This is a genomic window from Streptomyces malaysiense, from assembly GCF_000980885.2.
GTDB classification, from domain to species: domain Bacteria; phylum Actinomycetota; class Actinomycetes; order Streptomycetales; family Streptomycetaceae; genus Streptomyces; species Streptomyces malaysiense.
This window is the reverse complement of the sequence record NZ_LBDA02000121.1, coordinates 1-8741: the sequence shown is the minus strand read 5'-3', so window position 1 is coordinate 8741 and position 8741 is coordinate 1. Positions and strand designations below refer to the sequence as shown.

Here is an 8741-nt window from a genome sequence, read left to right as displayed (position 1 = left end):
GCGGAGGCGTCCAGGTCGATCTCCTTGGTGCGCGAGCCGAACAGTCCGCGACGCTTGGCCGCCTGCCAGCCCAGCCCCATACGGACCGCGGTGAGGGAGCCCCCGTCGTTCTTCTCCAGGCTGATGGCCTGACCCTTGCTCAAGTTGACGGACACGGCTGAATCCCCTCTCGAAGGTCCCCTGTTGCCGCATACCGCGCGGCTGATCAGAACCCTACGCAGGGGCGCCGACACCGCCGAACCCCGGTCCGCGCTTTGTGTCGGTGTTGCAACACTCGGCGCGTTATGCCGAGATCCGGTGGCATCACGCGGATCAGGCGATGCCCGCCTCCCGCATCTGGCGCAGCTCCTTCTTCATCTCCGAGACCTCGTCGCGCAGCCGGGCGGCGATCTCGAACTGGAGCTCCGCGGCGGCGGCGCGCATGCGCTCGGTCATCTCCTCGATCTGTTCCGCGAGTTCGGCCGCCGGACGGTCCGTGGGCACCGTCGCCGCGGCCTTGCCCTTCGCACCCTTGGCCGCCTTGCCGCCCTTCGCCGCCTTGCCGCTCAGCGCCGGCACGGGAGCCTTGGCACCCTTGCCGTCCTTCGACTTGCGGTAGCCGCTGCCGAGGAGCTGCTCGGTGTCGACCTCCTCGCGGGCGATCTGCGCGACGATGTCGTTGATCTTCTTGCGCAGCGGCTGCGGATCGATGCCGTTGGCTTTGTTGTAGGCGATCTGCTTCTCGCGGCGGCGGTTGGTCTCGTCGATGGCCCGCTCCATCGCCGGGGTGATCTTGTCCGCGTACATATGAACCTGGCCGGAGACGTTGCGCGCCGCGCGGCCGATGGTCTGGATCAGCGAGGTGCCGGAGCGCAGGAAGCCCTCCTTGTCGGCGTCGAGGATCGCCACCAGGGAGACCTCGGGCAGGTCGAGGCCCTCACGCAGCAGGTTGATGCCGACCAGGACGTCGTACTCACCGGCGCGCAGTTCGCGCAGCAGCTCCACGCGGCGCAGGGTGTCGACGTCGCTGTGCAGATAGCGCACCTGGATGCCCAGTTCCAGGAAGTAGTCGGTGAGGTCCTCGGCCATCTTCTTGGTGAGCGTGGTGACCAGGACGCGCTCGTCCTGGTCGGTGCGCTTGCGGATCTCGTGCACGAGGTCGTCGATCTGGCCCTCGGTGGGCTTGACCACGACCTCGGGGTCGACCAGGCCGGTCGGGCGGATGATCTGCTCGACGACGCCGTCGGAACGCGACAGCTCGTAGTTTCCCGGGGTGGCCGACAGGTAGACGGTCTGCCCGATGCGCTCCTGGAACTCCTCCCACTTCAGGGGCCGGTTGTCCAGGGCGGAGGGCAGGCGGAAGCCGTGCTCCACGAGGGTGCGCTTGCGGGAGGCGTCGCCCTCGTACATCGCGCCGATCTGCGGGACGGTGACGTGCGACTCGTCGATGACGAGCAGGAAGTCGTCCGGGAAGTAGTCGAGCAGGGTGTTGGGCGGGGAGCCGGGCAGGCGGCCGTCGAAGTGCATCGAGTAGTTCTCCACGCCGGAGCAGGTGCCGATCTGGCGGAGCATCTCGATGTCGTAGGTGGTGCGCATCCGCAGCCGCTGCGCCTCCAGGAGCTTGCCCTGCTTCTCCAGCTCGGCCAGGCGCTCGCCCAGCTCCTTCTCGATGTCGTTGACCGCCCGCTCCATGCGCTCGGGACCGGCGACGTAGTGGGAGGCCGGGAAGACGTACAGCTGCTGGTCGTCGCTGATGATCTCGCCGGTGAGCGGGTGGAGCGTGGACAGCGCCTCGATCTCGTCGCCGAACATCTCGATGCGGACGGCGAGTTCCTCGTAGACCGGGAAGATCTCGATGGTGTCGCCGCGGACGCGGAAGGTGCCGCGGGTGAAGGCGAGGTCGTTGCGCGTGTACTGGATGTCGACGAAGCGGCGCAGCAGGTCGTCCCGGTCGATCTCGTCGCCGACCCTGAGGGGGACCATGCGGTCCGCGTACTCCTGCGGGGTGCCCAGGCCGTAGATGCAGGACACCGAGGCGACCACGACGACGTCACGGCGGGTGAGCAGCGAGTTGGTCGCCGAGTGGCGCAGCCGCTCGACCTCCTCGTTGATCGAGGAGTCCTTCTCGATGTAGGTGTCCGACTGGGGGACGTACGCCTCGGGCTGGTAGTAGTCGTAGTACGAGACGAAGTATTCGACCGCGTTGTTCGGGAGGAGTTCGCGGAACTCGTTGGCCAGCTGGGCGGCCAGTGTCTTGTTCGGCGCCATCACCAGGGTGGGGCGCTGGAGCTTCTCGATCATCCACGCGGTGGTGGCGGACTTGCCGGTGCCGGTCGCGCCCAGCAGGACGACGTCCTTCTCACCGGCCTCGATGCGCTTGGCCAGGTCGGCGATGGCCGTCGGCTGGTCACCGCTGGGCTGGTAGGGGCTGACGACCTCGATGGGCGCCACCGTGCGTTCGATGTGGGAAACGGGCCGCATGCCATCAACCGTACGACCCCCCACTGACAACGGGTGCCGGTCAGCGGTTCTGCGGAGTGCGGGCGCCCTGCCGCACGGGCCGACTGTCGGGGTGTCGGTGCTGGTGGGCGGCGAGGGCGGCGGCCGGGACGCCCGGGGCGGGCAGGGCCGGCGGGGCGGGCGCCCGGTCGGGGTGGCGCAGGACCAGCATCGGCTCCAGGAGCACGACGACCCCGGCGAGGACCAGGAGGACGAGGGGGCCGAGCAGCATCGGTACGAGCGTGGACGCGTCCGGTGCGTCGGCGGTGGTCTCGGCGGTGCCGTCGAGATGGACGCTGAGGGCGGCCATGGCCATGTAGTGCATGCCGCTGACGGCGACGCCCATCAGGACGCTCGCCCCCACGCTCGGCAGCAGGCCGCGTCCGCGTCCGGCGGCCCACAGGGCGGCGGTGGCGGCGGCGACCGCTATGGCGACGGAGGCGACGACTTTGGGCGTGCTGTAGGCGAAGCTTCCGTGGAAGCGCATCCCGGCCATGCCGAGGTAGTGCATCGAGGCGACGCCCAGTCCGGTGACGGTGCCGCCGGTGAAGAGCGGTGCCCCGGTGGCACCCCGGTAGCCGACGATGAACACTCCCACGCCGACCATGACGACGGCGAGTCCGAGGCTCGCGTAGGTGACCGGCTCGTCGTAGTGGACCGGCGCCTGCTGGATGCTGAAGCCCATCATGGCGATGAAGTGCATGGTCCAGGTGCCGCAGCCGAGCGCGGCGGCGCCGAGGGCCAGCCAGGCCGGCCGTCGCGCGTGCGTGACCAGCAGGGACCGGGTGATGCAGCGCAGCCCGAGGGCGCCACCGAGGCAGGCCATGAGAAAGGCCACCAACGGGGTGACGGCCCCGTAGCCGAAACCGTCGACCGTGCCGTGCATCCGCGACTGCCCTTCGCCCTCGTATGTCCCGGAAACCCTGAATATCCGCGCCGTACCAGGACCGCGCGGGCGGCCGGGGGTGTCGCAGAGAGTATGACTGCCACCGGAATGGTCGAACGACTTTCCGGCAAAGAAACACGGCCTTGCCCCAGTTGTGGGGCCCAGGTGAGCACTCGGAGGTGTCCTGCTGCCATATGTGGGCTTCGTGCGGTCGCGTACCGTTGGCGCTCTGCTGTCACTCTGGTGCTGTCGGTCGCCGGTCCGGCGTCGGCGGGTTTTCGTTCGACGCGAGGAGCAAGCATGCGCGCGCGCCTGGTCGCCGCTCTGGCCGCCGTGGTCCTGGCCGTGTTGTCGGCGGTGGCCCTGGTGAGCCTCACCTCCGACGCCAAGGCGGGCGTCCGGCCGCCCCTGGTGATCGGGCACCGGGGCGCACCCGCCCACGCCCCCGAGAACACGCTGCCCTCGATCGACGAGGCGGCGCGGCTGGGCTCCACCTGGGTCGAGAACGACGTCCAGCGCACCAAGGACGGCGAGCTGGTGGTCATCCACGACGACAGCCTGAAGCGCACCACGAACGCAGAGAAGGTCTTCCCCGGCCGGGCGCCGTGGAAGGTGAAGGACTTCACCGCCGCCGAGATCGCCCGGCTGGACGCGGGCAGCTGGTTCTCCCCGGCCTTCGCGGGCACGCGCGTGCCGACTCTGGAGCAGTACATGCGCCGGGTCGAGCACAACCACGAGAGCCTGCTCCTGGAGGTCAAGAACCCGGAGCTGTACCCGGGTATCGAACAGCAGATCCTGAAGGTCCTCGGCAACGAGGGCTGGCTGGACCGCGGCCATCTGAAGCGGCTGGTCGTGCAGAGTTTCAGCGCCGACAGCGTGCGGACCGTGCACGAGCTGAAGCCCGCGCTGACCACGGCCCTTCTCGGAGCGCCCCCGGTCTCGCGGCTGAAGCAGTACGCGCGTTTCGTCGATCTGATCAATCCGTCGTACGGATCGCTCACCAGGTCCTACGTGTCGGCGGTGCACGGTGTCCGCGGGCCGCACGGCCGGCCGCTCGGGGTCTACGCCTGGACGGTGGACGACAGTGCCACCGCCCGCAAGGTGGCCGGGTACGGAGTCGACGGGATCATCAGCAGCAAGGCGGACGTGGTGCGCGCGGCGCTGGCGACGAAGTGAGCCGAGCCTCGGCCGGGACGGGCGGGTGATGGCCGGGTGGCGCCGGGCCGGCGGTCGTTGTCAGTGGCGGGTCGTACCGTGGGCGCATGGACAGCCATGGGCAGGACGAGCAGCGGGTGGTGTGGGCCGTCGTCGAGACCGACATCGGCCCGCTGATGCTGGCGGCGACCAGGAGCGGACTGGTCAACGTGGTCTTCCATGCCACCGACGCGGTGCGCGAGCGGGCGCTGGAGCGGCTGGCGGCGAGGTTCGGCAGTGCGCCCGTGGCGGATCCGGGGGCGCCGGTGCTGGTCGAGGCGATACGCCAGTTGCGGGCGTACTTCGCGGGTGAGCGGCGGGATTTCGAGCTGCCGCTGGACTGGTCGCTGATCTCCGGCTTCAACCGGCGGGTGCTGCGGGAGCTGGCGTCCGGGGTGCCCTACGGCAGCGTGGTGGGGTACGGCGACCTCGCCGGGCGGGTCGGGCAGCCCGGCGGGGCGCAGGCGGTCGGCATGGCGATGGGCGCCAATCCGCTGCCGGTCGTCGTACCGTGTCACCGGGTGGTCGAGAGTGACGGCGGGATCGGGGGTTTCGGGGGCGGGCTGGAGACCAAGCGGCAGTTGCTCGCCCTGGAGGGAGTGCTTCCCGCGCCGCTGTTCTGAGCGGCCGCCGGCCGTATCCGGCCGGCGCGGGGCGCCGTTCGGCCAGGTACGGCCGTTCCGCGTGCGGCGCCGGGCTCCCGGGCGTTTAGCCGTGGCCGGTGCCCGCCAGAGATACCGGCAGGGACCGGCGGACAGGAGGCGGGCGCATGGTGCTGGTGGTGTCGGAAGAGGTCCGGGAGGCGATCGAGACGCGGCGGCCGGTGGTGGCCCTGGAGTCCACGATCATCGCCCATGGTCTGCCCCGCCCGCGCAATCTGCGGGTGGCCCTGGAGCTGGAGGAAGCGGTCCGCGGCGAGGGCGCGGTGCCGGCGACCGTGGCCGTGCTCGACGGGCGCCCGCTGATCGGCCTGGACAAGGCGCAGCTGGAGCGGGTCGCCAATGACGGCGGCGTCCGCAAGCTGGGCCACCGCGACCTGCCGTTCGCGGTGGCGGCGCGGGCGAGCGGGGCCACCACGGTGTCGGCGACCGCGCGGCTGGCCGCGCTGGCGGGCATTCGCGTCTTCGCCACCGGCGGGCTGGGCGGGGTGCACCGGGAGTGGACGGTGACCCAGGACGAGTCGGCCGACCTGGGGCTGCTGGCGCGGACCGGGATAACGGTGGTGTGCGCGGGCGTGAAATCGATCCTGGACGTGCCGGCGACCCTGCAACGGCTGGAGACGCTGGGCGTGGCCGTCGCCGGATACGGCACAGACCGGTTCCCCGGCTTCTATCTCAGCGACTCGGGACATCCCGTGGACTGGACCCTGCGCAGCCCCGAGGAGGTCGCGGAGGTGATGCGGGCCCAGGACGCGCTGGGTGCGGCGGAGTCGGCGCTGATCGTCGCCAATCCGGTGCCCGAGGCGGAACAGCTCGACCCCGGGCTGCACGCGCGCGTGCTCGACGAGGCGCTCACCGCCTGTGCCGAGCGCGGCGTCACCGGCCAGGCCGTGACCCCGTTCCTCCTCGACCACCTGGTGCGGCACACGGACGGCGCGTCGCTGCGCGCCAATCTGGCGGCGGTGCGCGGCAATGTGCGGCTGGGGGCGCGGATCGCCACGGCGTGGGCGCGGGGGTGACCGGGGGCCGCACGGGGGCGCTGCTGGTCGTCGGGGACGTCGTCACCGATGTGGTGGCTCGGCACCGGGGACCGCTCGCGACCGGCACGGACACCACCGCGACGGTCCGGACGCTGCCGGGTGGCGCGGGCGCCAACGTGGCCTGCTGGGCGGCCCACTCGGGCTGTGCGGACGTACGGCTGCTCGGCCGGGTCGGTGCGGACGCGGCGGCGTGGCACGAGCGGGAGCTGGTCGCGGCCGGGGTACGGCCACTGCTGGTGACCGACCCGGAGGCTGCGACCGGAACGGTGGTGTGCCTGGTCGACGCGGGCGCGGCGGCAGAACGCACGTTCCTCACGGACAGCGGGGCGTCGTTGCGGCTGGAGCCCGCCGACTGGTCGGACGCCATGCTCGACGGGGTCGCCCGGCTACATCTGTCGGGTTATCTGCTCTTCACGGAGTCGAGTGGGGCGCTCGCCCGGACCGCGCTCGACGCCGCCCGCGCACGGGGTGTGCCGGTCAGCATGGATCCGGCGTCGGCCGGCTTCCTGGCGGACCTGGGGGTCGACCGGTTCCTCGCCTTCGCCGCGGGCCTGGACGCCCTGCTGCCCAGCCGGGACGAGGCGTGTCTGCTGACGGGGCTGGCGGAACCGGGCGACGCGGCGGCCGCGTTGAGCCGTGTCGTGCCGCTGGTGGTGGTCAAGGCGGGGGCGGACGGGGCGCTGGTGGCCGCTTCCGGAGGCGCACCGGCGCGGGTCCCGGCCGTACCGGCGACCGCGCGGGACACCACGGGCGCCGGTGACGCCTTCACCGGCGCCTTCCTCGCAGCCCTCCTCGCGGGCGCGGACCCGCGGGAGGCGGCGGCTCAGGGGTGCCGGGCGGGCGCGCGAGCGGTGGGCCGGGCCGGCGGCAGACCACCGCAGCGGGGCGGGGCGGCCGAGGCGGGTGTGGCGCCCGGCGGCTGAGGCGCGTCGGTCGGGACACCCGGGAGGTCCGTGGCCGAGGTGTTCGAACCGGCCCGTCGGCTGACACGGGGGCGAGTGGGTCGGCCGTGTCAGGAGCCGGGCGGCTCGGCCCTGTCAGGAGCCGGGCAGTCGGGCCGTGTCAGAAGCCAGGCAGGGTGACCGCGACGGAGGTGCCGAGCCTCGCGGCCGGGGGTTACGCCTTGCGGCCCCACGCCGAGATCATCGGTGCCGTGGCCAGGTCCATGCCGCCGGCCTCGACGTTGGCGAGGTGCCGGTCGATCTCCTCCTCGGTGGCCAGGCCCGCGTCGAGCAGCCGGCCGCGGATCTGGCGGACCGTCGCGGCCTCCAGCGCGACACAGGCGGACGAGGTCATGGGGAAGAAACCGTCCGCCTCGACCTCGCGCAGTCCGGCCTCGCGGAGCAGGCGCGGCAGTCGGCGGCCGTAGGAGAGGTCGGCGCCCCGTTCGGCGAGCAGGCCGCGAAAGCCCTGCCGGAGCCGGTTGGCGAGCCGCTGTTCGGGGCCGTGCTCGTCGGGGCAGGTCAGCGGCTGGAGGGCGGGGTCGGCGTCCTCGACCAGAAGCCGGCCGCCGGGCTTCAGCGCCCTGATCATGGATGTCAACGCGCTGGCGCGGTCCGGGACATGGACGAGGACCAGCCGGGCGTGGACCAGGTCGAAGCCCTCCCCCGGCGGTTCCTCGGCGCCCACGTCGTGGGTGCGGATCTCCACCGGCGGCTGGTCGACGGGGGCCAGCCGCGAGGTGTCGATGTCGGTGGCGACGACCGTGCCGTCCGGCCCCACCCTTCGCGCGAGCCAGGACACGACGGAGGTGCCACCCGCCCCGACCTCCCAGCAGCGCCAGCCCGGTTCGATCCCGAGGGCATCGATATGCCGGAAGGTCGTGGGGTCGAACAGGGTGGCGAAGGCGTCGAAGCGCTCCCCCGCCTCGCGCTGCCGGTTGTCCAGGAGATACCCGTCGGATGCTGTCATGCCGCGCATCATCCCAGGTGACAGGCGGATAGGGGCGGTCGGCTCCGCGGGTCCGGGCGGTCGGCTCTCCGGATACGGGCGGAGGTTTTCCACAGGCGAGAACAAAGCGGAACATCGTGTTCCCACAGGCTTGCCCGCTCTTTGCCCAGGACTGGCACACTTCGGGCCAGGAACGCGAAAGCGTCACACGAGGAGATCCACGCGAGGAGATCCAGAATGTCCATGGCAGGGAATCTGCGGAAGGTCACGAAGCTGGGCACGGCCGGTGGCCTGCGCAAGGTCGCACAGCTGACCCGGCGGCGGCCGCGCGTGGACCTGAGCCATCCCGCCCGCTCACCCCTGGGCTCCTCCGTGGTCAACTGCGTGACGTACCAGGACGGCATACGGGTGCCGCAGTGCACCGATCTGCTGGAATCGGTTCGCATGGTCCGCAAGACCGGCGAGGGCTTCGTCTGGCTGGGGCTGCACGAGCCGACGGACCACGAATTCGCCGGCGTCGCCGAGCTGTTCGACCTCCACCCCCTCGCGGTGGAGGACGCGGTCGAGGCCCATCAGCGGCCGAAGCTGGAGCAC

Annotated in this window: 8 protein-coding genes and 1 pseudogene; 5 read left to right on the top strand and 4 right to left on the bottom strand. The window is 71.7% G+C overall.

Annotated elements, in window-relative coordinates:
• The 3 genes from VT52_RS33895 to VT52_RS33885 form a co-directional block, all read right to left on the bottom strand.
• Positions 1-155, bottom strand: a 155-nt coding sequence (locus tag VT52_RS33895) for a TerD family protein (RefSeq protein ID WP_143070959.1), incomplete at its 3' end; no start/stop codon positions are given.
• A gap of 157 nt (positions 156-312) precedes the next feature.
• Positions 313-2460: an excinuclease ABC subunit UvrB gene (gene uvrB / locus VT52_RS33890; protein ID WP_046427184.1), complete on the bottom strand. Its 2148-nt coding sequence runs from the start codon at positions 2458-2460 to the stop codon at positions 313-315.
• Positions 2461-2500: 40 nt separating this feature from the next.
• Entirely contained in the window at positions 2501-3364 is an 864-nt protein-coding gene (locus VT52_RS33885; protein WP_046427186.1) for an MHYT domain-containing protein, read from the bottom strand.
• A 300-nt stretch (positions 3365-3664) separates the two neighbouring features.
• Here VT52_RS33885 and VT52_RS33880 point away from each other — a divergent pair, with 300 nt between their 5' ends.
• From VT52_RS33880 to VT52_RS33865, 4 genes are all read left to right on the top strand, one after another.
• Positions 3665-4540 (top strand): glycerophosphodiester phosphodiesterase, encoded by an 876-nt coding sequence (locus VT52_RS33880; RefSeq protein WP_046427188.1) that lies wholly within the window; start codon positions 3665-3667, stop codon positions 4538-4540.
• An 86-nt stretch (positions 4541-4626) separates the two neighbouring features.
• The gene (locus tag VT52_RS33875; protein ID WP_046427190.1) at positions 4627-5181 is read left to right on the top strand and encodes a methylated-DNA--[protein]-cysteine S-methyltransferase; all 555 of its coding nucleotides are present in this window, start codon (positions 4627-4629) and stop codon (positions 5179-5181) included.
• A gap of 146 nt (positions 5182-5327) precedes the next feature.
• A complete protein-coding gene (locus tag VT52_RS33870; RefSeq protein WP_046427192.1) occupies positions 5328-6236 on the top strand; it encodes a pseudouridine-5'-phosphate glycosidase in 909 nt (302 codons plus the stop codon).
• Positions 6221-7180 carry a carbohydrate kinase family protein gene (locus VT52_RS33865; RefSeq protein ID WP_046427194.1) on the top strand — a complete coding sequence of 320 codons (960 nt, stop codon included), beginning with the start codon at positions 6221-6223 and terminating at the stop codon, positions 7178-7180. Before VT52_RS33870 ends, VT52_RS33865 begins: the two co-directional genes overlap by 16 nt.
• A gap of 193 nt (positions 7181-7373) precedes the next feature.
• Here VT52_RS33865 and VT52_RS33860 read toward each other — a convergent pair whose 3' ends face one another.
• A complete protein-coding gene (locus VT52_RS33860) occupies positions 7374-8168 on the bottom strand; it encodes a class I SAM-dependent methyltransferase (protein WP_046427203.1) in 795 nt (264 codons plus the stop codon).
• Between the two features lie 216 nt (positions 8169-8384).
• Here VT52_RS33860 and VT52_RS33855 point away from each other — a divergent pair.
• A pseudogene (locus VT52_RS33855) lies at positions 8385-8741 on the top strand (magnesium transporter CorA); the annotation flags it as partial.